At 55.5% G+C, this 23,617-nt stretch carries 19 protein-coding genes and 4 tRNA genes; 19 read left to right on the top strand and 4 right to left on the bottom strand.

Annotated elements, in window-relative coordinates; genetic code table 11:
- The first annotated feature begins 344 nt into the window (after positions 1-344).
- The 17 genes from rho to ACO6VX_RS18460 all read left to right on the top strand — a co-directional run bounded on the left by rho (position 345) and on the right by ACO6VX_RS18460 (position 15,243).
- Positions 345-1,604, top strand: coding sequence for a transcription termination factor Rho (rho, locus tag ACO6VX_RS18380; RefSeq protein WP_010257369.1), 1,260 nt, complete (start codon positions 345-347; stop codon positions 1,602-1,604).
- A gap of 280 nt (positions 1,605-1,884) precedes the next feature.
- A complete protein-coding gene (wecA, locus tag ACO6VX_RS18385) occupies positions 1,885-2,970 on the top strand; it encodes a UDP-N-acetylglucosamine--undecaprenyl-phosphate N-acetylglucosaminephosphotransferase (RefSeq protein ID WP_022624853.1) in 1,086 nt (361 codons plus the stop codon).
- 27 nt (positions 2,971-2,997) lie between these two features.
- Positions 2,998-4,047, top strand: coding sequence for an ECA polysaccharide chain length modulation protein (gene wzzE / locus ACO6VX_RS18390; RefSeq protein ID WP_192073330.1), 1,050 nt, complete (start codon positions 2,998-3,000; stop codon positions 4,045-4,047).
- Positions 4,048-4,057: 10 nt separating this feature from the next.
- Positions 4,058-5,188 carry a non-hydrolyzing UDP-N-acetylglucosamine 2-epimerase gene (gene wecB, locus ACO6VX_RS18395; RefSeq protein WP_010257363.1) on the top strand — a complete coding sequence of 377 codons (1,131 nt, stop codon included), beginning with the start codon at positions 4,058-4,060 and terminating at the stop codon, positions 5,186-5,188.
- Complete coding sequence (wecC, locus tag ACO6VX_RS18400) at positions 5,185-6,444, top strand: UDP-N-acetyl-D-mannosamine dehydrogenase (RefSeq protein WP_010257361.1); 1,260 nt, start codon at positions 5,185-5,187, stop codon at positions 6,442-6,444. The genes wecB and wecC overlap by 4 nt, the downstream gene beginning before the upstream one ends.
- Positions 6,441-7,511: a dTDP-glucose 4,6-dehydratase gene (gene rfbB / locus ACO6VX_RS18405; protein WP_167433275.1), complete on the top strand. Its 1,071-nt coding sequence runs from the start codon at positions 6,441-6,443 to the stop codon at positions 7,509-7,511. Before wecC ends, rfbB begins: the two co-directional genes overlap by 4 nt.
- Positions 7,512-7,530: 19 nt before the next feature.
- Positions 7,531-8,412: a glucose-1-phosphate thymidylyltransferase RfbA gene (rfbA, locus tag ACO6VX_RS18410; RefSeq protein ID WP_010257356.1), complete on the top strand. Its 882-nt coding sequence runs from the start codon at positions 7,531-7,533 to the stop codon at positions 8,410-8,412.
- Positions 8,390-9,097 (top strand): dTDP-4-amino-4,6-dideoxy-D-galactose acyltransferase, encoded by a 708-nt coding sequence (gene rffC, locus ACO6VX_RS18415; protein WP_010257353.1) that lies wholly within the window; start codon positions 8,390-8,392, stop codon positions 9,095-9,097. The genes rfbA and rffC overlap by 23 nt, the downstream gene beginning before the upstream one ends.
- Positions 9,084-10,214, top strand: coding sequence for a dTDP-4-amino-4,6-dideoxygalactose transaminase (gene rffA / locus ACO6VX_RS18420; RefSeq protein ID WP_422458253.1), 1,131 nt, complete (start codon positions 9,084-9,086; stop codon positions 10,212-10,214). The genes rffC and rffA overlap by 14 nt, the downstream gene beginning before the upstream one ends.
- Entirely contained in the window at positions 10,214-11,464 is a 1,251-nt protein-coding gene (wzxE, locus tag ACO6VX_RS18425) for a lipid III flippase WzxE (protein ID WP_010257347.1), read from the top strand. The genes rffA and wzxE overlap by 1 nt, the downstream gene beginning before the upstream one ends.
- Positions 11,461-12,528 carry a TDP-N-acetylfucosamine:lipid II N-acetylfucosaminyltransferase gene (locus ACO6VX_RS18430; protein WP_122889801.1) on the top strand — a complete coding sequence of 356 codons (1,068 nt, stop codon included), beginning with the start codon at positions 11,461-11,463 and terminating at the stop codon, positions 12,526-12,528. The genes wzxE and ACO6VX_RS18430 overlap by 4 nt, the downstream gene beginning before the upstream one ends.
- Positions 12,525-13,868, top strand: a complete 1,344-nt coding sequence (wzyE, locus tag ACO6VX_RS18435; RefSeq protein WP_050680438.1) for an ECA oligosaccharide polymerase — start codon at positions 12,525-12,527, stop codon at positions 13,866-13,868. The genes ACO6VX_RS18430 and wzyE overlap by 4 nt, the downstream gene beginning before the upstream one ends.
- Before the next feature lie 25 nt (positions 13,869-13,893).
- Positions 13,894-14,634, top strand: a complete 741-nt coding sequence (gene wecG / locus ACO6VX_RS18440) for a lipopolysaccharide N-acetylmannosaminouronosyltransferase (RefSeq protein WP_031292610.1) — start codon at positions 13,894-13,896, stop codon at positions 14,632-14,634.
- Between the two features lie 158 nt (positions 14,635-14,792).
- Positions 14,793-14,869, top strand: a tRNA-Arg gene (locus ACO6VX_RS18445).
- A 98-nt stretch (positions 14,870-14,967) separates the two neighbouring features.
- Positions 14,968-15,043 (top strand) — tRNA-His (locus ACO6VX_RS18450).
- Positions 15,044-15,059: 16 nt separating this feature from the next.
- Positions 15,060-15,146, top strand: a tRNA-Leu gene (locus ACO6VX_RS18455).
- Positions 15,147-15,166: 20 nt separating this feature from the next.
- Positions 15,167-15,243: transfer RNA gene (locus ACO6VX_RS18460), tRNA-Pro, on the top strand.
- A gap of 1,111 nt (positions 15,244-16,354) precedes the next feature.
- Here ACO6VX_RS18460 and hemY read toward each other — a convergent pair.
- The 4 genes from hemY to hemC are packed head-to-tail and all read right to left on the bottom strand — an operon-like array spanning position 16,355 to position 20,379.
- On the bottom strand, positions 16,355-17,551 hold the full coding sequence (gene hemY / locus ACO6VX_RS18465) for a protoheme IX biogenesis protein HemY (RefSeq protein ID WP_422458254.1): 1,197 nt from the start codon (positions 17,549-17,551) through the stop codon (positions 16,355-16,357).
- A 2-nt stretch (positions 17,552-17,553) separates the two neighbouring features.
- Complete coding sequence (gene hemX / locus ACO6VX_RS18470) at positions 17,554-18,687, bottom strand: uroporphyrinogen-III C-methyltransferase (protein WP_010257336.1); 1,134 nt, start codon at positions 18,685-18,687, stop codon at positions 17,554-17,556.
- Positions 18,688-18,712: 25 nt separating this feature from the next.
- A complete protein-coding gene (gene hemD / locus ACO6VX_RS18475) occupies positions 18,713-19,441 on the bottom strand; it encodes a uroporphyrinogen-III synthase (protein WP_422458255.1) in 729 nt (242 codons plus the stop codon).
- Complete coding sequence (gene hemC, locus ACO6VX_RS18480; RefSeq protein WP_033780891.1) at positions 19,438-20,379, bottom strand: hydroxymethylbilane synthase; 942 nt, start codon at positions 20,377-20,379, stop codon at positions 19,438-19,440. Before hemC ends, hemD begins: the two co-directional genes overlap by 4 nt.
- 315 nt (positions 20,380-20,694) lie before the next feature.
- On the opposite strand from hemC, the gene ACO6VX_RS18485 reads away from it, so the two are divergent.
- Together ACO6VX_RS18485 and lptM are read left to right on the top strand one after the other, a co-directional pair.
- Positions 20,695-23,253: a class I adenylate cyclase gene (locus ACO6VX_RS18485; protein WP_010257330.1), complete on the top strand. Its 2,559-nt coding sequence runs from the start codon at positions 20,695-20,697 to the stop codon at positions 23,251-23,253.
- 147 nt (positions 23,254-23,400) lie between these two features.
- On the top strand, positions 23,401-23,601 hold the full coding sequence (gene lptM / locus ACO6VX_RS18490) for an LPS translocon maturation chaperone LptM (RefSeq protein ID WP_010257328.1): 201 nt from the start codon (positions 23,401-23,403) through the stop codon (positions 23,599-23,601).
- The last annotated feature ends 16 nt before the right edge of the window (positions 23,602-23,617 follow it).

The raw sequence follows: 23,617 nt of genomic DNA on the forward strand, positions 1-23,617 counted from the left end.
TGAATGTCCGGCAGTGGTGAATTTATCTCCTGCTGCTGGACGTTCGCTTTCAGGCGTGCTAATTTACCAGCACTGCATTACGAACTTACCTTGTAGTTAGCATCTAAAAGTTTTCCCTTGTTGAACCCTGTCGCCCTGTACCTTATAAAGATAGAACGGTTCAGCAATCTTACGGTTAGCTCCAACTCTGGCATCACATTCGGACATCTCCCTGCATACCGATCGCCATTCCATACGATGATCGTCAGGAAGAGCCGAAAAGAGCCATTAACGGCATGGATTAGTTGCCATACCATTCACGACAAACATTCCGAGTATTACCCCGAGTTTAAGAACCCATCACTATGAATCTTACCGAATTAAAGAATACGCCGGTTGCTGAGCTGGTTACTCTCGGCGAAAATATGGGACTGGAAAACCAGGCTCGTATGCGCAAGCAGGACATTATCTTTTCAATCCTGAAGCAGCACGCGAAAAGCGGCGAAGACATCTTCGGTGATGGCGTGCTGGAGATCCTTCAGGATGGATTTGGATTCCTCCGTTCCGGAGACAGCTCCTACCTCGCCGGCCCTGATGATATCTACGTTTCCCCTAGTCAAATCCGCCGCTTCAACCTCCGCACTGGTGACACCATCTCTGGCAAAATCCGTCCACCGAAAGAGGGTGAACGTTATTTTGCGCTGCTGAAAGTTAACGAAGTTAACTACGACAAGCCGGAAAATGCGCGTAATAAGATTCTGTTCGAAAACCTCACGCCGCTGCACGCAAATAAACGTCTGCGTATGGAGCGGGGTAATGGCTCAACGGAAGATTTAACCGCTCGCGTACTGGATCTGGCATCGCCAATTGGTCGTGGCCAGCGTGGTCTGATTGTTGCACCACCGAAAGCCGGTAAAACCATGCTGCTGCAGAACATCGCGCAGAGCCTGGCGCACAACTATCCGGACTGTACCCTGATGGTACTGCTGATCGATGAGCGCCCGGAAGAAGTCACCGAGATGCAGCGTCTGGTGAAAGGCGAAGTTATCGCCTCAACCTTCGATGAGCCAGCTTCACGCCACGTTCAGGTTGCTGAAATGGTGATCGAGAAGGCCAAGCGTCTGGTTGAACACAAAAAAGATGTCATCATCCTGCTCGACTCCATTACACGTCTGGCACGTGCTTACAACACCGTGGTTCCTGCTTCAGGTAAAGTCCTGACCGGTGGTGTGGATGCCAACGCCCTGCATCGTCCAAAGCGTTTCTTTGGTGCTGCACGTAACGTGGAAGAGGGCGGCAGCCTGACCATCATCGCGACCGCGCTGGTTGATACCGGTTCGAAGATGGATGAAGTGATTTACGAAGAGTTTAAAGGTACCGGTAACATGGAACTGCATCTCGCCCGTAAAATCGCTGAAAAACGCGTCTTCCCGGCGATTGATTACAACCGCTCTGGTACGCGTAAAGAAGAGCTGCTCACCTCTCAGGAAGAGCTGCAGAAGATGTGGATCCTGCGTAAGATTATTCACCCGATGGGCGAAATCGACGCAATGGAATTCCTCATCAACAAGCTGGCGATGACCAAAACTAATGATGAATTCTTCGATATGATGAAGCGTTCTTAATCCGATACTGCCTGGCCGAACCACAGATTCGGCTTTTTTAGTCCAGATGCGCAGAAAATCGACCTCACGCCACGTCTCAACGTGGCGTTTTTCATTTGTGAGCTATAGGATTGAACACTGGCAGGAGCATTTATAATGACTGTGGTAGCGATGGCGAACTTTTGACCGTTCGTCTGTCTCTTTATGCAGAATTCGGAATCCGACACAGCGATAGGCGCGTTTTTTCGCGTATTGTTGTGCGGGATGTTAGCTGAGAGCGTTTAACGTGAATTTACTCACTATGAGTACTGAGCTTGGTTTAATTTTTCTCTTTTCCCTGGCTTTCCTCTTTTTTGCTCGAAAAGCAGCTAAAAAAATTGGTTTAGTTGATAAGCCTAACTCACGTAAACGCCATCATGGCGCGATTCCGTTGGTGGGCGGCATTTCTGTGTTCGCAGGTATCTGCTTCACGTTTGCCATTACCAACTACTATCTGCCTCACGCGCTGCTCTATCTGGGCTGCGCCGGTGTTCTGGTGCTGGTTGGCGCACTGGATGACCGTTTCGATATCAGCGTCAAGATCCGCGCGGTGGTGCAGGCGATTGTCGCACTGGTGATGATGTTTGGCGCAAAACTCTATCTGCTTAGCCTGGGCTTTATCGTCGGCCCGTTCGAGCTTATCGTGGGGCCCTTCGGTTATGTGCTGACGCTGTTTGCCGTCTGGGCCGCGATCAACGCCTTTAATATGGTGGATGGGATCGATGGTCTGCTGGGCGGACTCTCCTCGGTCACTTTTGCCGCCATGGGGATTATCCTCTACTTCGACGGCCAGACCAGCCTCGCGATGTGGTGTTTTGCGATGATTGCCGCCACGCTGCCCTATATCCTGCTTAACCTCGGCTTCCTTGGCCGTCGCTTCAAAGTCTTTATGGGCGATGCCGGCAGCACCATGATCGGGTTCACCATTATCTGGATTCTGCTGGAAACGACGCAGGGTCTTAGCCATCCCATCACGCCCGTTACCGCACTGTGGCTTATTGCCATTCCTCTGATGGATATGGTGGCGATTATGTATCGTCGCCTGCGTAAAGGCATGAGTCCGTTCTCGGCTGACCGTCAGCACATCCACCATCTGATTATGCGTGCCGGCTTTACCTCCCGTCAGGCCTTTGTGCTGATTACCGTTGCGGCGGCTATTCTCGCCGGTATCGGTGTGCTGGGCGAATATCTGGCATTTATCCCGGAGTGGGTGATGCTGCTGCTATTCCTGGGCGCGTTTATGGTTTACGGCTACTGCCTCAAACATGCATGGCGCGTGGCGCGACGTGTCCGCCGCATTAAGCGCCGTCTGAGCCATCATCGCGAAGCAAAAAACAAATTACCCTGAAAAGAGCTGATAAAGGATACCTCTGCCATGCCTTCTGACGTTGTGGACAACGAACTGGATATTCGCAGCTTTTGCTGCCGTTTATGGCGTGGCAAGCGCTGGATTATCGGGCTGGCGCTGCTGTTTGCTCTGGTCGCCTGGCTGGCCACGCTGCTGCTGAAACAGGTCTGGAGCACCACGGCGATCACCGATCGTCCGACGGTGAACATGCTGGGTTCTTACTATGCACAGCAGCAATTTCTGACCAATCTGGATGCGCGCAACAACGCCTTAACCCTGGCCGCACCTTCACCTACGGTGATGGATCAGGTTTATCAGGAGTTCACCATGCAACTCGCCTCCTGGGATACGCGTCGTGAGTTCTGGCAGCAAACGGATTATTACAAGAGTCGTAAAACCGGCAATGCGCATAATGATGCCGCGCTGCTCGACGATATGATCGGCAATATCCTGTTCACGCCCGCTGACGCGGCACATAACCTGCCCGATAACGTCAAACTGAAAGCGGAAACCGCTGGCGACGCCAATAATCTGCTGCGTCAGTACATCGCCTATGCCAGTGAGCGCGCCGCGCGTCATCTGAATGATGAGCTAAAAGGTGCCTGGCGGGCGCGTACCGACCAGTTGCAGGCGCAGGTGAAACGTCAGGAAGATGTGGCTAATGCGGTGTTTCAGCGCCAGCAGCATCGGCTGGAGCAGGCGCTGAAGATCGCCAGCCAGCAGGGCATCAATGAGAAACAGACGCGTGAAGCGGGTGAAAATCTGGCAGACAGCGACCTGTTCCTGCTGGGCCAGCCCGTTTTACAGGGACAGCTGGATACGCTGCGCGCTACCGGTCCGGAGTTTGATATCAGCTATGATCAGAACAGAGCAATGCTGACCACGCTGCAGACCGGGCCAAAACTGAACAGCCAGTTCCAGACCTACCGTTATCTGCGTACGCCGGAAGAGCCGGTATCACGTGACAGTCCGCGACGTCTGTTCATGATGATTATGTGGGGTGCCATTGGGGCATTAACAGGCGCGGGAGTGGCGCTGGCACGTCGTCCGCGTCTGATGTCAGACACGCATGAGTGAGAGAAACAGTGTGAAAGTTCTGACGGTATTTGGTACTCGTCCCGAAGCGATCAAAATGGCACCGCTGGTTCAGGCGCTGGCGCAGGATCCCGCTTTCGAATCGCGACTGTGCGTCACCGCACAGCATCGCGAAATGCTCGATCAGGTGCTGCGCCTGTTCAAGCTGCAGCCGGACTATGATCTCAATATTATGCGTCCCGAGCAGGGGCTGACCGAGATCACCTGCCGCATTTTAGAGGGCATGAAAACCGTCCTGCTCGACTTCAAACCGGACATCGTGCTGGTGCATGGTGACACCACCACCACACTGGCGGCGAGCCTGGCGGCATTTTATCATCAGATTCCGGTCGGGCATGTGGAGGCCGGTCTGCGTACCGGCGATCTCGCCTCGCCATGGCCGGAAGAGGGTAACCGTAAACTTACCGGTCATCTTGCCCATCTGCATTTCACCCCCACCTCCCGATCGCGTCAGAATCTGTTGCAGGAAAATCTGCCCGATGCGCGCATTATCGTGACCGGCAATACGGTCATTGATGCGCTGCTGTGGGTTCGCGACAGGGTACTGGATGACAGCAATCTGAATGCACAACTGGCGGCGCGCTATCCGTTTCTCGACCCGGATAAGAAACTGGTGCTGGTCACCGGACATCGTCGCGAAAGCTTTGGTGGCGGCTTTGAACGTATCTGCAGCGCGCTGGCGCAGATTGCCCGCCAGCATCCCGAGGCGCAGATTGTCTATCCGGTGCACCTTAATCCCAATGTCAGCGAGCCGGTAAACCGGATTCTCAGCGGCATTGAGAATATCATTCTGATTGAACCGCAGGAGTATCTGCCTTTTGTCTGGCTGATGAACCGCGCCTGGCTCATCCTCACTGACTCCGGTGGCATTCAGGAGGAAGCGCCTTCGCTGGGTAAACCGGTGCTGGTGATGCGTGACACCACCGAGCGGCCTGAAGCGGTCGACGCCGGCACCGTCAAACTGGTGGGGACCGATATCGCCCGAATCGTGGCGGAGGTCAGCAGCTTGCTGACTGACGACGCTGCCTGGCAGGCGATGAGCCACGCCCATAATCCGTATGGCGATGGCAAAGCCTGTGGTCGTATTTTACAAGCCTTAAAAGATAACCGAGCCGAATTATGAGTTTTGAAACCATCTCCGTGATTGGACTGGGATACATTGGGCTGCCGACGGCAGCCGTTTTTGCCTCAAAGGGAAAAAAAGTGGTGGGCGTGGATATCAACGCGCGTGCCGTTGAAACCATCAATCGTGGCGCGATCCATATTGTGGAGCCCGATTTAGATCAGGTGGTGCATGCGGCCGTTACGCGTGGCGATCTGCGCGCCACCACGCAGCCGGAAGCCGCCGACGCTTTTCTTATCGCCGTACCGACCCCTTTTAAAGATGAGCATCAGCCCGATCTGCGCTTTGTGAAAGCCGCGGCGGAGTCGATTGCGCCGGTACTGAAAAAGGGCGACCTGGTGATTCTGGAGTCGACCTCACCGGTGGGCAGCACCGAACAGATGGCCGACTGGCTGGCGGCGGCGCGTCCCGACCTGCGCTTTCCTCAGCACGGTGATACGCCCGATATTTTTGTGGCCTACTGTCCGGAGCGCGTGCTGCCTGGTCAGGTGATGGTTGAGCTGATTAACAACGACCGGGTGATTGGCGGCATGACGCCAGCCTGTTCCGCCCGCGCCAGCGAGCTTTATCGGCTGTTTTTAAAAGGCGAATGCGTTGAAACCAACGCCCGAACCGCCGAGATGTGTAAGCTGACAGAAAACAGCTTCCGTGACGTGAATATCGCCTTTGCCAATGAGCTGTCGCTGATTTGTGCCGATCAGGGGATTAACGTCTGGGAGCTGATTGCGCTGGCGAATCGCCATCCGCGCGTCAACATTCTGCAGCCGGGCCCAGGCGTCGGCGGTCACTGTATCGCCGTCGATCCCTGGTTCATCGTGGCGCAGAATCCTGAATTAGCCCGCCTGATCCGCACCGCGCGCGAGGTCAATGACGCCAAGCCTCAGTGGGTGCTGGACCAGGTGAAAACCGCGCTGGCGGACTGCCTGACACAGACCGGCAAGCGCGCCAGCGATATCACCATCGCCTGCTTTGGCCTGGCCTTTAAACCCAATATTGACGACCTGCGCGAAAGCCCGGCGGTGGGCGTGGCACAGAAAATTGCAGAGTGGCACAGCGGCACCACTTGGGTGGTTGAACCCCATATTGAGCAGCTTGCTGACGCACTGGCCGACAAAGCCGTGCTGGTCTCTGCCGGGCAGGCGCTGGAACAGGCCGATATTCTGGTGATGCTGGTCGATCACCGCGCCTTCCGCGCCATTGATGGCGCCAGCGTTCAGCAGAACTGGATTGTCGACACCAAAGGTGTGTGGCGATGAGGCGTTTTCTGATCACGGGCGGTGCCGGGTTTATCGGTTCTGCACTGGTGCGCTTTCTGATCGCAGAAACCGAACATCAGGTGGTGGTGGTCGATAAACTCAGCTACGCCGGAAATCTGGCGTCACTCGCCAGCGTTGCCGACTCGCCCCGCTTTCATTTTGAGCAGGTCGATATCTGCGATCGCCCGGCACTTGATCAGGTGTTTACCCGTCATCAGCCAGACTGTGTGATGCATCTTGCGGCTGAAAGCCATGTGGATCGTTCGATTGACGGGCCGGTAGCCTTTATCGAGACCAATATTGTCGGGACTTATCAGTTGCTGGAAGCCGCGCGTTTTTACTGGCAAAACCTGGATAACGCGCGCAAAACCGCCTTTCTGTTCCACCATATCTCGACAGATGAAGTCTTTGGCGATCTGCACGACAGCCAGGCTTACTTCACCGAAACCACACCCTATGCGCCAAGCAGTCCTTACGCCGCCAGCAAGGCCAGCAGCGACCATTTAGTGCGAGCCTGGCTGCGCACTTACGGTCTGCCCACGCTGGTCACCAACTGTTCAAATAACTACGGCCTCTGCCATTTCCCGGAGAAGCTGATCCCGCTGACCATCATCAATGCGCTGGCCGGAAAAGCCTTACCGGTTTACGGCAACGGACAGCAGATTCGTGACTGGCTCTACGTCGAAGATCACGCCCGCGCACTCTATCAGGTGGTCAGCCATGGCAAGCCAGGCGAAACTTATAATATTGGCGGCCATAACGAGCGACGCAATATTGAGGTGGTTGAAACTATCTGCAGCCTGCTTGAAGAGCTGGCCGCAGAGCAGAAACCTGCCGGGCTGGCGCATTACCGCGACCTGATTACCTATGTCACTGACCGCCCCGGTCACGATCAGCGCTATGCCATTGATGCCAGTAAAATCGCGCATGAACTTGGCTGGGTACCTCAGGAAACCTTTGAAAGCGGCATGCGTAAAACCGTGGCATGGTATCTGGCCAATCCCACCTGGTGGCAGGCTATTCTGGATGGCCGCTATCAGGGCGAACGCCTTGGCTTATCGCAATAAACCCGCGTAAGGAGCAGCGATGAAAGGCATCATTTTAGCGGGAGGGTCGGGCACGCGGTTACACCCGATAACCCGTGCAGTATCAAAGCAACTTCTGCCGGTTTACGACAAACCGATGATCTACTATCCGCTCTCCGTGCTGATGCTGGCGGGTATTCGCGACATCCTGTTAATTACCACGCCGGAAGATCGGGCGCAGTTTGAACGGCTGCTGGGCGATGGCAGTGAATTTGGGATACGCCTCAGCTATGCGGTGCAGCCAAGTCCCGATGGGCTGGCGCAGGCCTTTATCATCGGCGAATCCTTTATCGGCGAGGATAATTGCTGCCTGGTTCTGGGTGATAACCTCTATTTTGGCCAGGGCTTCAGCCCCAAGCTCCGCAAAGTTGTTGAACAGAATCGTGGCGCAACGGTGTTCGGCTATCAGGTCATGGACCCGGAACGTTTCGGCGTGGTGGAGTTTGACGATAACTTCAAGGCGATCTCGATTGAAGAGAAACCACAGCAGCCGAAATCGCGCTGGGCAGTAACCGGGCTCTATTTTTATGACAATCAGGTTATTGAATTCGCGAAACAGGTGAAACCCTCAGCGCGGGGCGAGCTGGAAATCACGGCCATTAACCAGATGTATCTGGAGCGTGGTGAGCTGACGGTCGAACTGCTGGGACGAGGTTTTGCCTGGCTGGATACCGGCACGCACGACAGCCTGGTGGAAGCCAGCATGTTTGTGCAGACGGTGGAAAAACGTCAGGGCTTTAAAATTGCCTGCCTGGAAGAGATTGCCTGGCGCAACAGCTGGCTGAGTGATGACCAGCTGCGGGCCGCGGGTGAAGCGCTGACAAAAACCGGCTACGGCCAATACCTGCTGGATTTATTACATGCCCGTCCACGTCAATATTAATCCCCTTAGCTGGGAGAGCGCATTCTTCGGTGTTGATACCGTGCGGCTGGAGCCGCAAGGTGACATTCCGCTGGAACAGGCGCTGCGTCATCCCTGTGCGCTGATGCAGATAAAAGTCGCTGCCAGCGAGACGGCACTGATTGATACGCTGCAGCAGCATCAGTTCCGGCTGGCAGAAGGCGAAGCAGATCTGACGCTGGCGCTGAAACAGACTGAACGGCAGGCGGGAATTCGCATTGCGCGCGAAGCCCAGATCCCGCTACTGCGCGATGCTGCCTCACAGCTCTTCAGCCAGAGTCGTTTTCGCGCGCCCTGGTATGCGCCGGACGCCAGCGGACGCTTCTATGCGCAGTGGATTGAAAATGCGGTACGCGGGGCGTTTGACGATCAGTGTCTGGTGGCAAGCGATGCCGCGGGTCAGCTGCAGGGATTTGTTTCGCTGCGCGCGGTGGATGGCGATGCCCGCATTGGCCTGCTGGGCGTACTGCCCGACGCGCAGGGCCAGGGGCTGGGTCAGCGACTGATGCTGGCAGCAGCAGACTGGGCGCGGGTACGACAGCTGGCTCAGCTTCGGGTTGCTACCCAGCTCAGCAATCTCACGGCGATGCGCCTCTATTTACGCAGCGGTGCCCGGCTCGACAGCACCGCGTACTGGTTTTACAGGAAAGGTCATGATTCCATTTAATGCGCCCCCGATTGTGGGCACAGAAATTGAGTATATGCAGTCGGCGATGAACAGCGGCAAGCTGTGCGGCGATGGTGGATTTACCCGTCGCTGTCAGCAGTGGATGGAGCAGCGTTTTGGCAGCAAAAAAGTGCTGCTGACCCCCTCCTGTACCGCTTCGCTGGAGATGGCGGCGCTGTTAATCGATCTGCAGCCCGGCGATGAAGTGATTATGCCGAGCTACACCTTTGTCTCTACCGCCAACGCCTTTGTGCTGCGCGGCGCCCGCATTGTGTTTGTCGATGTACGCCCGGACACCATGAACATTGATGAAACGCTGATCGAAGCGGCCATCACTGAAAAAACCCGCGCCATTGTGCCGGTCCATTACGCAGGCGTGGCCTGTGAAATGGACACCATTATGGCGGTGGCGGCAAAGCATAAGCTGTTTGTGATTGAAGATGCGGCGCAGGGCGTGATGTCACGCTACAAAGGTCGTGCGCTCGGCACCATCGGTCATATTGGCTGCTTCAGTTTCCACGAAACCAAGAACTACACCGCCGGCGGCGAAGGTGGCGCGACGCTCATTAACGACGCCAGCCTGGTCGAGCGCGCCGAGATCGTGCGGGAAAAAGGCACCAACCGCAGCCAGTTCTTCCGGGGTCAGGTCGATAAATACACGTGGCGCGATATGGGATCGAGCTATCTGATGGCCGATCTGCAGGCAGCCTATCTCTGGGCGCAGCTGGAAGCCGCTGAACGTATTAACCAGCAGCGGTTACGCATCTGGCAGCGTTATTACGATGCGCTGCAGCCGCTGGCGGCTCAGGGACGCATCAGCCTGCCGGTGATCCCCGCCAGCTGTGAACACAATGCGCACATGTTCTACATCAAACTGCGCGATCAGGACGATCGTCAGGCGCTGATAAACTGGATGAAAGAAGCCGAGATACTGACGGTGTTTCACTATATTCCGCTGCACAGTTCGCCCGCCGGTGAGCGGTTCTCGCAGTTTGTCGGCGACGATCGCTTTACCACGCGGGAAAGTGAACGCCTGCTGCGTCTGCCGCTGTTTTATAACCTGTCGGATAATAACCAGAGCACGGTTATCAGCTCACTGCTGAGCTTCTTTTCCTGATGTCATTAGCCAGAGCCTCAGTGTGGACCGCATCGTCCACGCTGGTAAAAATTGTGGCCGGCCTGCTGGTCGTCAAACTGCTGGCGGTCAGCTTCGGACCCGAGGGTGTCGGCCAGGCGGGGAACTTCCGTCAGTTGATCACCGTGCTGGGTGTGCTGGCGGGCGCAGGCATCTTTAATGGCGTCACCACCTATGTGGCGCAGTATCAGCAGCAGCCCGAGCAATTGCGGGCGATGGTGGGCACGGCATCAACCATGGTACTGGGCTTTTCCGGTGTGCTGGCGCTGCTGTTTCTGCTGGCGGCGGCACCCATCAGCATCGCGCTGTTTGGTCACGACCGCTATCAGGGCGTCATCCGCGTGGTGGCCTTTCTTCAGCTCGGCATCGCCTGGGCCAACTTTACCCTTGCACTGCTGAAGGGCTATCGCGACGCGCGCGGTAATGCGCTGGCGCTGATTCTCGGCAGCCTGATTGGCGTGGCGGGCTATCTGCTCTGCTGGTGGCTGGGCGGCTATCAGGGTGCGCTGACCGGGCTGGCGCTGGTACCGGCTTTGCTGCTGCTGCCTGCACTCCTGATGCTGAAACGCCGTGCGCCGCTGCCGCTTAGCTGGCTGCGTCCGCAATGGCATCCTGAGCTGGCCCGTAATCTGGCAAAATATACGCTGATGGCGCTGATCACTGCCGTGACCCTGCCGGTCGCCTGGGTGCTGATGCGTAATCTGCTGGCGGAGCAGCAGGGCTGGGCACAGGTCGGATTGTGGCAGGGCGTCACCAGCATTTCCGATGCCTATCTGCAGTTTATTACCGCGACGTTTAGCGTCTGGCTGCTGCCGACGCTGGCGCGGCTGGATAACAAACGCGACATCGCGCGCGAGATTGGCCGTGCACTGCGCTTTGTCCTGCCCGCCGTGGCGGTTGCCAGCCTGGGTGTCTGGGTACTGCGCGATTTCGCCATCAGCCTGCTGTTCTCTGAAGCGTTTCGCGGGATGCGCGATCTCTTTGTCTGGCAGCTGTGCGGCGATGTTTTTAAGGTCGGCGCCTATGTTTTCGGATATCTGGTTATCGCCAAAGCCTCGCTGCGCTTTTATGTTCTGACTGAGATCAGCCAGTTCCTGTTGCTGACCCTGTTTTCACGCTGGTTGATCCCGTTACATGGCGCGACGGGTGCGGCGCAGGCCTATATGTTTACCTATATGGCTTACTTTGCCCTGTGTTGTGGCGCTTTTATTGTTTACTGCCGGAAAAAATGACTTTAATTCACGTTTTGGGATCGGACATTCCCCACCACAATCTTACGGTGCTGCGCTTTTTCAACGACGTACTCAGCGTTGAGCAGCCTGCGGCTGCGCCACGTCATTTTATGGTGGTGACGCAGCAGCCTGAGAGCCTGGCGCCGTTCAGTGCGTTGCAGATCGAGTGCTTTACCAGCAAGAAAGTGCTGGCGCAGGCGGTACTGCAACGGGCCAGAAATCGTCAGCAGCGTTTTTTCTGCCACGGACAGTTTAACCCGTGGATCTGGCTGGCGTTACTCAGCGGTAAGCTGCGTCGTTCACAGCTCTTCTGGCACGTCTGGGGCGCCGATCTTTATGAAGATTCGCGCAGCCTGAAGTTCCGTCTGTTCTATCTGGTCCGCCGGATAGCGCAGGGGCGGGTTGCACAGGTTTTTGCGACCCGGGGCGACCTGCATCACTATCAGCAGCGCCATCGGCGCGTACCCGGTTCACTGCTCTATTTTCCCACCAGAATGCCCGCCGCAGCCGTTGAATCTGTCCCGTCGGAGCCTTTTACGCTGTTGCTGGGCAACTCGGGCGATCCGAGTAACCGGCATATCGAAGGTTTAAAAGCGATTCACGCGCAGTTTGGCGAGCAGGTGCGTATCGAGGTCCCTTTGGGCTATCCGCCAGGTAATGAGGCTTATATCAGCCAGATTCAGGCCGCTGCCGATGCGCTGTTCCCGAACGGGCAGGTGAGTCTGATGCGTGAAAACCTGGCGTTTGATGATTACTTAGCCCTGCTGGCGCGCTGCCATGTCGGCTATTTTATGTTTGAACGTCAGCAAGGGGTGGGAACACTCTGCCTGCTGATTCAGGCCAACGTGCCGTTTGTCCTGACCCGCAAAAATCCATTCTGGCGTGATGTGGCAGAGCAGCAGCTTCCGGTATTGTTCAGTGAAGATACGCTGTCGCCTGCGGTGATCGCCGAGGCACGTCGTCAGCTGATGAGCTGTGATAAACAGGCTATCGCCTTTTTTGCGCCGGGTTATCTGGCGGGCTGGCGGGCCGCGTTACAGCTCAGCGAAGGGGAGTTGTCATGAGTCTTATGCAGTTTGGCGGCCTGCTGGTGGTCTATTTGCTGTCGCTGGTTTTTATCCTGACCCTGACCTGGCGGGAGTTTAAGCGCGTCCGTTTTAACTTTCATCTGTTCTTCACGCTGCTGTTCTTACTGACCTTTTACTTCGGCTTCCCGCTGACCTCCGTGCTGGTGTTTCGCTTTAATGTCGAAGTGGTGCCGGTTGAGAACCTGCTGGAGGCGCTGCTGTCGGCCACGGCGTTTTACGCCATTTATTACGTCAGCTATAAAGTGCGGCTGAAACCCGCCAGCGCGTCTCCGGCGAAGCCCTGGCTGCAGATGAATCGCGTCGAAACCCATCTGACCTGCGTGATCCTGGCGCTGGTGGCGCTGGGTACGGTGACGGTGTTCTTCATAAATAACGGTTTTCTGCTGTTCCGCCTGACTGCCTATAACCAGATTTTCTCCAGTGAAGTGTCGGGTGTAGCGCTTAAGCGCTTCTTCTATTTCTTTATTCCGGCGATGCTGATCCCCTACTTTTTGAGCCCGACGCGCCGCAACTGGCTGCTGTTCCTGGTGGTGACCGTTGCCTTTGGTTTACTGACCTACGCGCTGGTGGGCGGTACCCGCGCCAATATCATTATTGCGTTTGCCCTGTTCCTGTTTATCGGGATTACCCGTGGCTGGATCACTTTGTGGATGCTGGCAACGGCGGGCGTGCTGGCGATTGCAGGAATGTTCTGGCTGGCACTGCGCCGCTATAACCTCGACGTTATGGGCGATGAAGCATTTTATACTTTCCTCTATCTGACGCGTGATACCTTCTCGCCGTGGGAGAATCTCGCCTTGCTGCTGGATAACTACGCCAGAATTGAGTTTCAGGGGCTGGCACCGCTGTGGCGTGATTTCTACGTTTTCATTCCGACCTGGCTCTGGCCGGATCGGCCGCTGGCAGTGTTAAACAGTGCTAACTACTTCACCTGGGAAGTGCTGAACAACCATTCTGGCCTGGCAATTTCACCCACGCTGATAGGGTCGCTGGTGGTGATGGGCGGCGTCTGGGCGATTCCGATCGGTGCGGTCGCGGTAGGGATGATTATAAAAGCCTTTGATGCGATCTATCAGCGTGGCTGCCTTGAGACCAACCGTTACACCGGCGCCATCCTGCAAAGCTTCTGTTTTGGCGCGGTCTTTAACATGATCGTGCTGGCACGCGAAGGCCTTGATGCGTTCGGTTCACGCGTGGTGTTTTTCTGCATCATTTTTGCTGCCTGTCTGGGCATGGCTAAATTACTTTTCTGGTTACTGGATCGCGCAGGTTTGATTCGCGACCGCAGCAGGCGGGTGTTGCACAGCCCGCTCTGAGTAGCCTCTGGGATTGACGGAAGATATGACAAAGTTAACTGAGACGCCGCAGTACCGGATCCGCGGCGTTGAGTTGTATGGCTTCGAAAACATGCCGTCGGCGGTGAATTTTCTGATGCCGCCGCAGAGCGTACGCAGCGGTATTTTAGTGGCGATTAATGCGGAGAAGATCCTGACCGCTGAGCGGGATGAGGGATTACGCACGCTGTTAGCGCAGGCGGAGTATGCGTACGCCGATGGCATCAGCATTGTGCGCTCGATTCGTAAAAAGTATCCACACGCGTCGGTGCAGCGCATTGCGGGTGCTGATTTATGGGAAGCGCTGATGGAACGCGCCGGGCGGGAAGGGACGCCTGTATTTCTTATCGGCGGTCGTCAGCAGGTGCTGGATGAAACCTGCGATAAGCTACGTCGTCAGTGGAATGTGAATATTGTCGGGGCGCAGGACGGCTATTTTGCGCCAGCCGATCAGGATGCGCTTTTTGCCCGGATTGCGGCCAGCGGCGCGAAGCTGGTGACTGTAGCGCTGGGGTCGCCCCGTCAGGAGCTGTTGATGCTGGCGTGCCGTGCGCACTGGCCTGATGCGCTCTATATGGGCGTGGGTGGAACGTACGATGTTTTCACCGGCCATGTGAAGCGAGCGCCTGAGATCTGGCAGCGGTTGGGGCTGGAGTGGCTCTATCGTCTGATTCGGCAGCCTGGCCGCCTGCGCCGGCAATTAAAACTGCTTAAATATTTGCGCTATCACTGGCGTGGCGATCTCTGATATTGCTGATAAATGCCGCATTTTTACGCGTTGTGAGAGTGGAAATGCACTATTTGTCGACAAAATGCACAAAGCGTAATCAAACGCGTCTTTTTATTTAAAAAGCACTAGACACGATGGGCGCTTATCTCTAGTATGCACATCCGCAACGGCGCTACGCGCCCGTAGCTCAGCTGGATAGAGCGCTGCCCTCCGGAGGCAGAGGTCTCAGGTTCGAATCCTGTCGGGCGCGCCATATCGTTTGTGCGCATGAGCTTCGGTGGTTGATTTACCGCGGTTGGCAGTAGAGATTTAAATGCTGCAGGTTTTTAACTTGTGACATTAAGTATTGTGGTGGCTATAGCTCAGTTGGTAGAGCCCTGGATTGTGATTCCAGTTGTCGTGGGTTCGAGTCCCATTAGCCACCCCAGATTTTGCTGGGAAACGCGAAGGTGGCGGAATTGGTAGACGCGCTAGCTTCAGGTGTTAGTGTCTTAACGGACGTGAGGGTTCAAGTCCCTCTCTTCGCACCAGGCAAAACAGTTAAAAAAATCGGCGAGTAGCGCAGCTTGGTAGCGCAACTGGTTTGGGACCAGTGGGTCGGAGGTTCGAATCCTCTCTCGCCGACCATTTTAGAAACCTGTCTGAAAAGACAGGTTTTTTTTCGTCTGCAGAAAAGAGGATGAGGACCTCGGAAGGAGGTTTAGGTGGGTACAGCTAAATAAGTTTGCTGTAAATCCGAGCCTGCGAAGGGAACATGGTCAGATCGGAAAGTCGCTTAAGCCATCCATGGCCGCTCGGCCCACGCCGTCCCTGGCGTGGGACGCTTTCCTCTTCTGACCATGCTCCCTGCGCGTTGAGCTTATGCGCTGTGGTCAGATGCATCCGGGTTTAGATCTGTCATTTGTCTGAAGCGTCCTTGTAAGTATCAGATGCGTCTGCCATACGTGAAGCGAAGGGAGCATACGCCTGTAGCAAAGCATCGCGCCGCCCGGATAAAAACGCCAGGAGCGTTTTTGAACAACGCAAAGCGTTGGCCCGACTACGGGCGCACCTCAGGGATGAGGTGCGTAATCGCCCGCGCTGAGGATGGCGTCTTTTGACGTCTTTGCGTAAGGCGTATGCCTCCCTGAAGCCCGCACAGCAGTGAGAGCGGGCTGCTTGTTAGCTAATCCTTTGATGCCAGCTCACCCTTGATTTCGCCAGTTGTCAGATAAAGTTGCTTAAACAGGAGCAACAGCGTCGTGAATTGCCGACAAATAAGTCATTGTTATTGTTGATTTCACAGAGAGATTTGCCTTGCTGTCTCCATTCAGAGACAGAGAAAATGCCAGCTGTCGCTGGATACCGACATTTCCCGAAAGGCCTGTTGAATGAAGTTTTGAGCTAATTATTTAACCTGCTGATTTATTGTGATTTTAAAAATAATCATAAACCTGGCACGGTTTGTGCAATACTTCTGCTGTAGATGCTCATTCCACCTCTTATGTCTGCTGATGCTACATAAACCTGGGAATGATGCAGAGCCAATTTTAGGTACCTGTTGTCTGCCTGCCTGTATCGCGAAAGCCTTACAGGGTTAACAGACACCACGTTGAGTCAGGTACCTCCCGGTTGTCTTACCGACCTGATCTTACACCTGCCACTGGCAGGTGTTTTTTTTTGCCTGCGAAAGCGTGCTGGCAGATTGCGGGCACAAAAAAGCCGGGCAAGCCCGGCTTTATCAGGTATGAAAAGAGGATCAGGCGTTGGGATTGTTCTTCAAGGTGAGCAACAACCCTTCACGACGCATCTTCGCCGCTTCTTCCGGGCGACGCAGACGATCATAAACATCCGCCAGCCATGCATAATCAAACGCGTCAGGACGCTGTGCCAGCGCCTGCTGCAGTGACTCAGCAGCCTGCTGCCATTCACCATGACGCATCAGCAACTGCCCCAGCGTACTGTGCAGCAGCGGTGTTGCGCCGTGTTGTTTGATTTGCTGGCGCAATACTTTCTCCAGCGCTTCCGGATTACCGCTTTTGATGCGAGGCATCAACAGTACCAGACGATCGTCATAATGACGCTTGAGGCCCTCCAGCACGATCGATTGCGCGGTGTCGTGATCGTTGCATTCAATCAAATGATCCGCCATGGCCACCTGCAGCGTCGTTTCCTGACGGGTTTTGCGGCTCAGATCGTTCCACCAGCGCTTCAGCCCATCGCTGCCCTGGTCGGCCATCGCCTGATTCATCAGACCCAGCCAGGCCTGCTGCTGTAATGCATCACGATGCAGCTCATCGCCGACCTGCGCCTTCTGCATGGCGGGCAGAATATCCAGCAATGCACTCCAGGCACCAGTACGGACATACGCCTGTTCGGCCAGGCGCAGCACTTCAGGATGACGCGGTGCCACTTCCAGCAGACGGTCAATGCTATGACGCGCAGCATGATCTTCGTTACGTGCCAGCTGAATACGTGCGCGGGCAATTTCTACCGGAATGGTGTTGCTCTCCGACAGCTCTGCAGCACGTTCAAGATGCTGATTGGCACGGATTTCATCACCACGCTGTTGCGCAGCTTCTGCTGCCAGCAGGTAGTTCGCCACTGGCACATCAGCGTGATCGGCATCTTTAGAAAGCAGTTTTTCCACCTGACGGTGATCGCCTTCTGCCAGCTTCATCAGTGCCGACTGAGTATGACGCTGGGCGCGACGGCGTTTACGTCCGGTAAACCAGCCACGGGTACGCGCGCCGGTGTGCAGCACGCGGCGCAGCAGCCATTCCACGGCCAGAATCACCAGCAGGCTGAGGATGAGGATAATGACCAGGCCGGTGACGCTGGTTTCGATGTTCCAGTTATCGGTCTGAATCAGCACGTAACCCTGATGACCGGCAATCATCGGTCCCAGCACCACGCCAGCAATCAGCAGGATAAAGAGGATAAATACCTTAAGCATGCTTAGCCTCCCTGCTGATTAGCAGCGGCAGAAGGTTGCGCTAACAGGTTCCGGACGCGGGTCTGCATCAGCTGTTCCAGCAACGGCTGACTTTCCAGGTTATCCGGCAGATCCATATTGATGTTCTGCTGGCTCAGCTCATCCAACTGGGCAAGGAAGGCTTTGGTAGCGGCATCATTGGTGTCGTACCAGGCGCGAACCCACGCGGACACGGTGTCGATAGATTGTTTATAAATCTCATCCTGATGACGCGGTACCGCCTGAGCAGCAATCAGCAGACGCGAGCGGATATTCTCACGCAGGTAAACATCCTGATTAGGTGCCAGCAGCGGCTGGGCGGTGTTATCGCGGCGGCGGATGGTAATAAAATCATCCATAAAGTTATGCCAGCTTTTCACCAGATTCTGACGCCATTCGCGCACGGAACCTGACAGTTCACCGCCATCGCTGTCCATCGGCGCATCATCGCTGTCATTATCGGCCAGACGCAGATTATCAACGTTGTTCGACAGCTGGTTCAGTTTGAGGATCACGCCGTCATAATCGACCTGCGTAACCGAAGAGAGGTTACTGATATCCTGGGTCAGCGCACGACGCACATTCATGACGCTGGGATCGTTCATGTCGGCCAGGCTGGCATCGGCGCTTTTCAGCAGTGCAGCGGCGGTGGTGACATCCTGGTCGCTCCAGAGTTTGCGGCCAGCCAGTTTCACCAGATAGTCCGCCTGTGCCAGCAACCAGCTGCGCACGTCGTTGCCAGAAATCACGGCCACTTTTTCACGCAGGGTTTCCAGCTCTTTTGCTGACGCGTTCTGCTGTGTCTGGGCTGTCTGCAACGCGGTTTCAGCGCCGCTCAGTTGCTGAGTCAGCTGCTGTTTGTCGCTGCTGGCCTGCTGTTGCAACGCGCTTAATTGTTCGCTCAGCTTCTGATTGGTTTGTGCCTGTAAATCAGCCTGATGTTTCCCGTTAAGGTATAAACCCGCACCAATCGCCAGCGCAATGACAATCGCAACTGCACCCAGCACCATGCCACCATTTTTCGCATTACGCGGTGGTGTGCTGTTGCTGGAAGGAGAGCGGTCGACCGCTGGGGTGGTTTCTTCAACCATGGCGGAGGAGTCTTTTTGTTCCGTCATATGTGGCACATCCCATTGTTAAAGTTCAGCGTAACGCGCGCAGCAGCGCATCGTTATCGGCACCATAGGCTACCTGAATATCCTGCCAACCCAATCCTGCGGCCAGGGTAGCCAAACGTTCACTGACGACAACCAGTCGGCAGTTGAGCAGCCATTCCTCGCGATCAACTGCGGGGAACAGCGAAAAAAGCTGTTGTAACATTTCACCGCTGGTCACCACCAGCACGGAGACACCGCGATCGCGCCAGCGGCGTCCTTCAACGGGTCCATCATAATACTTCTGGCAGCGCTGATAACAGGCTGCAAACGACACCTCAGCACCTCGCCAGGTTAGCGTCTGAGCCAGCAACTCGCGTCCAGGATCGCCACGCAGGATCAGCGCACGTTTACCCGCAACCTGCTGAAGGGTATTCAGCTGGATCAATTCTTCACTGGTTTCATGTGCATGAGGCCAGGTTACCTGCTGTCCGCTGGCGGTATGAAACGCCAGGGCGGTGCTGCGACCAATTGCATAATAGTCCAGCTCAGCGGGCCATGCTGTGACGGTGTGTTGTGCGTAATGTATAACCTGCTGAGAAAGGATAAAAACCAGGTCGCCAGGGCGAAGTGCGGCGAGCTTTTGTGGCAGAGAGGTGAGATCAGCGCCCGGCGCAAATTCGATCAGCGGCAGGCTCCACGCCTGTTTGCCAAGGGCATGCAGGCGTGACACCAGCTCTGCCGCTGCGGGTTCCGGGCGCGTCACCAGAATGGTCATGCCGGCGGCTGCCCCTGGTAAACTTCTTTCAGGATTTCACGCGCGCCGCCATTCAGCAGTTCATCGGCCAGTGAAATACCCATCTGTTCAGCCTGAGCGCGGGGACCACGGCGTTCGCCGCTGACCATGACCCGGCCATCCGGTGCGCCGACCATGCCGCGCAGCCAGAGGTCATCGCCTTCCAGCACCGCGAAACTGCCGATTGGCACCTGGCAGCCACCCTCTAAACGGGTATTCATGGCGCGCTCCGCTCGGACACAGACTTCGGTGTCATCGTGATTCAGCGCCTGCAACAGGCCAATTAAGGTGGTGTCGTCCAGACGGCATTCAATGCCGACCGCACCCTGACCCACGGCGGGCAGGGAAACTTCGGCAGGCATCGCCTGACGAATGCGATCTTCCAGTCCCAGGCGTTTCAGCCCGGCGACAGCAAGAATAATCGCGTCATACTCTCCGGCATCAAGCTTGCCGAGGCGGGTGCCGACATTGCCCCGCAGCGAGCGGATCACCAGGTCCGGACGGCGCGCACTAATCTGGCACTGACGGCGCAGGCTGGACGTGCCGACAATGGCACCCTGTGGCAGCGCGTCGATGGAGTCATAATGATGAGAAACGAACGCATCGCGCGGATCGTCGCGCTCGCAGATGGTTACCAGGCCCAGACCTTCCGGGAAATTGACCGGCACATCCTTCATCGAGTGCACCGCCATATCGGCACGGCCATCCTGCATCGCCAGCTCAAGCTCTTTGACAAACAGCCCTTTGCCACCCACTTTTGCCAGCGGCGTATCAAGGATGATGTCACCTTTCGTGACCATAGGCACCAGCTCAACGCGCAGTCCCGGATGGGCACTCATGAGTCGTTGCTGTACATAATGTGCCTGCCATAATGCGAGCGGGCTTTGTCTTGTAGCAATTCTGAAAATTTTGTCTAACATGCTGTTAACCATTTTTATCGTTCACTGAATATCCTATCATCTCTGGGTGAAGACTGTCAGTTTCAACGGATTGAAAACGGCCTGCGTGCGGTTTCAGGCCGGTTTATTAAGCCATAACGTGGGAACCAGAGCTGAAAAGGCGGGAAGCTGGTAAGAACGTGCTAAACTGTCAGGTAGCGCAACTTTCTTTACGGTCAATCTGCAGGGTGTTAGATTGATCACGTTTCCAGCAATTATCTGCCCACTTTTTTACTTTATAAGCGGCAGAGTGTGGAAACAGGGTGCTTAAACACTGGGACAATCAGGCGAAACGTCTTGTACCTCTACATTGAGACACTGAAACAGAGACTGGATGCAATCAACCAGCTGCGCGTTGATCGTGCGCTGGCTGCTATGGGACCCGCTTTTCAGCGCGTCTACAGTCTGCTGCCAACCTTATTACATTATCAACATCCGCAGATGCCGGGTTACCTTGAAGGTAGCGTTCCACATGGCATCAGCTTCTTCACGCCTGATGAAAATCAGCGTCAGCTGCTGGCCGATCTCACCGGCGACAGCGATCTGCGTCATGCCGATGCGCCGAAAGGCGAAATGCCGATTACGGCGATCTATTCTATGGGCAGCACCTCATCTGTCGGCCAGAACAGCGTCTCGGATCTCGATATCTGGGTCTGCCATCAATCCTGGCTTGATAATGAAGAGCGTCTGAATCTGCAGCGCAAATGTACGCTGCTGCAGAAGTGGTGCGTTTCAATGGGCGTAGAGGTGAGTTTCTTTCTGATTGATGAAAACCGCTTCCGCCACAACGAAAGCGGCAGTCTGGGCGGTGAAGATTGCGGTTCAACACAACACATTTTACTGCTGGATGAGTTCTACCGTACGGCAGTTCGTATGGCGGGTAAACGCATCCTGTGGAATATGGTGCCGGGCGAAGAAGAGCACAATTACGACGACTACGTAATGTCGCTCTACGCCAAAGGCGTGCTGACCCCTAATGAGTGGCTCGATCTTGGCGGCCTCGGCACGCTGTCGGCGGAAGAGTATTTCGGCGCCAGCCTGTGGCAGCTCTATAAAAGCATCGACTCCCCGTATAAAGCCGTACTGAAAACGCTGCTGCTGGAAGCCTACAGCTGGGAATACCCGAATACGCAGCTACTGGCGATGGATATCAAACAGCGCCTGCATGACGGTGAAATCATCTGCTTCGGGCTTGATCCTTACTGCATGATGCTGGAGCGCGTTACGCACTATCTCACCAGCGTTGACGATCAGCCGCGTCTCGACCTGGTGCGTCGCTGTTTCTACCTCAAAGTGTGTGAAAAGCTCAGCACCGAAGATCATCAGCACCGCACCGGCTGGCGTCGCGAAATTTTATCGCAGCTGGTCAAAGAGTGGGGCTGGAACGAAGAGAAGATTGCCATTCTGGATAATCGCGCTGAGTGGAAAATCGAGCGGGTGCGCGAAGCCCATAATGAATTGCTGGATGCGATGATGCAGAGTTATCGCAATCTGATCCGCTTTGCCCGTCGCAATAACTTAAGCGTCAGCGCCAGCCCGCAGGATATCGGTGTGTTGACCCGTAAACTGTATGCCGCGTTTGAAGCGCTGCCGGGCAAAGTGACGCTGGTGAATCCGCAGATTTCGCCCGATCTCTCCGAACCCAATCTGACCTTTATTCATGTGCCGCCTGGCCGTGCCAACCGTTCCGGCTGGTATCTCTATAACCAGGCGCCGGACATGGATTCGATTATCAGCCATCAGCCGCTGGAATATAACCGCTACCTGAACAAGCTGGTGGCGTGGGCGTGGTTCAATGGACTGCTGACCCGTAAAACCCGGCTGCATATTAAAGGCAATGAGGTTTGCGATCTGGCGCGTCTGCAGGAGCTGGTTAACGATGTTTCCAGCCACTTCCCGCTGCGTCTGCCCTCGCCGACGCCAAAAGCGCTCTACAGTCCATGCGAAATCCGGCACCTTGCGATTATTGTTAACCTTGAACACGATCCGACGGCGGCCTTCCGCAATCAGGTGGTGCACTTCGACTTCCGTAAGCTGGATGTCTTTAGTTTTGGTCAGCAGCAGCAGTGCCTGATTGGCAGCATCGATCTGCTCTATCGCAACTCCTGGAATGAGGTGCGTACGCTGCACTTCAGCGGCGAACAGGCGATGATCGAAGGGCTGAAAACCATTCTCGGCAAGATGCATCAGGATGCTGCACCGCCCGATACGGTGGAAGTGTTCTGCTACAGCCAGCATCTGCGCGGTCTGATCCGGACGCGGGTACAGCAGCTGGTCTCAGAATGCATTGAGCTTCGCCTCTCCAGCACACGTCAGGAGCCGGGTCGCTTTAAAGCGCTGCGTATGGCGGGCGAGACCTGGGGCCTGTTCTTTGAACGCATGAGCGTTTCAGTGCAGAAGCTGGAAAACGCGGTTGAGTTTTATGGCGCGATCTCCAACAACAAGCTGCACGGACTGTCGATCAAAGTCGAAACGAATCAGACGCCGCTGCCACCGGTGGTCAATGGGTATGCCAGCGAAGGCATTATTCAGTTCTTCTTTGAAAACACCACCGATGAGCGCGGCTTCAATATCTACATCCTCGATGAGACCAATCGGGTTGAGGTCTATCATCACTGTGAAGGCAGTAAAGAGGAGCTGGTGCGCGATGTCAGCCGGTTCTACTCCTCATCGCACGATCGCTTTACCTATGGTTCAAGCTTTATCAACTTCAACCTGCCGCAGTTCTACCAGATTGTGAACACCGGTGAGCGATTCCAGGTGATTCCGTTCCGTAGCCAGACGCTGACGCAGCTGTGTACCTCGCAGCCTGACAACGACAACAGCGACTATCAGCCACGCTATCAGGTGCACTGATGCTGACGGGCTGCCTGCGCTCTGCAGGTGGCCGTTATCTTCCCGGCTTGTCACCCGCTTCACGCTATTTGCGGGCATTTCCTGTTGCTTTTCCACCTTCAACTGCGATGATAAGCATCCAGGTAAAGGACATGAAGAGCATAAAGAATGAAGAAAGTAATAAGCCTGTTGGCCATGACACTGGCAGTAATCAGCCTTGCAGGTTGTGGTCTGAAAGGACCGCTCTACTTCCCGCCGAAGGATCAGCCGAAGAAACAACAAGCCCCAACCGACCGCCAGAAAGCGGATGCCTCTAAAGCCGATGTCGGCGGGCTGGTTACCGGCAATTCAGGCGTAAAAGCGAACTAATCTGATGGCTTATCCG

This window comes from Pantoea sp. BJFS-204, assembly GCF_049310725.1.
Taxonomy (GTDB): domain Bacteria; phylum Pseudomonadota; class Gammaproteobacteria; order Enterobacterales; family Enterobacteriaceae; genus Pantoea; species Pantoea agglomerans.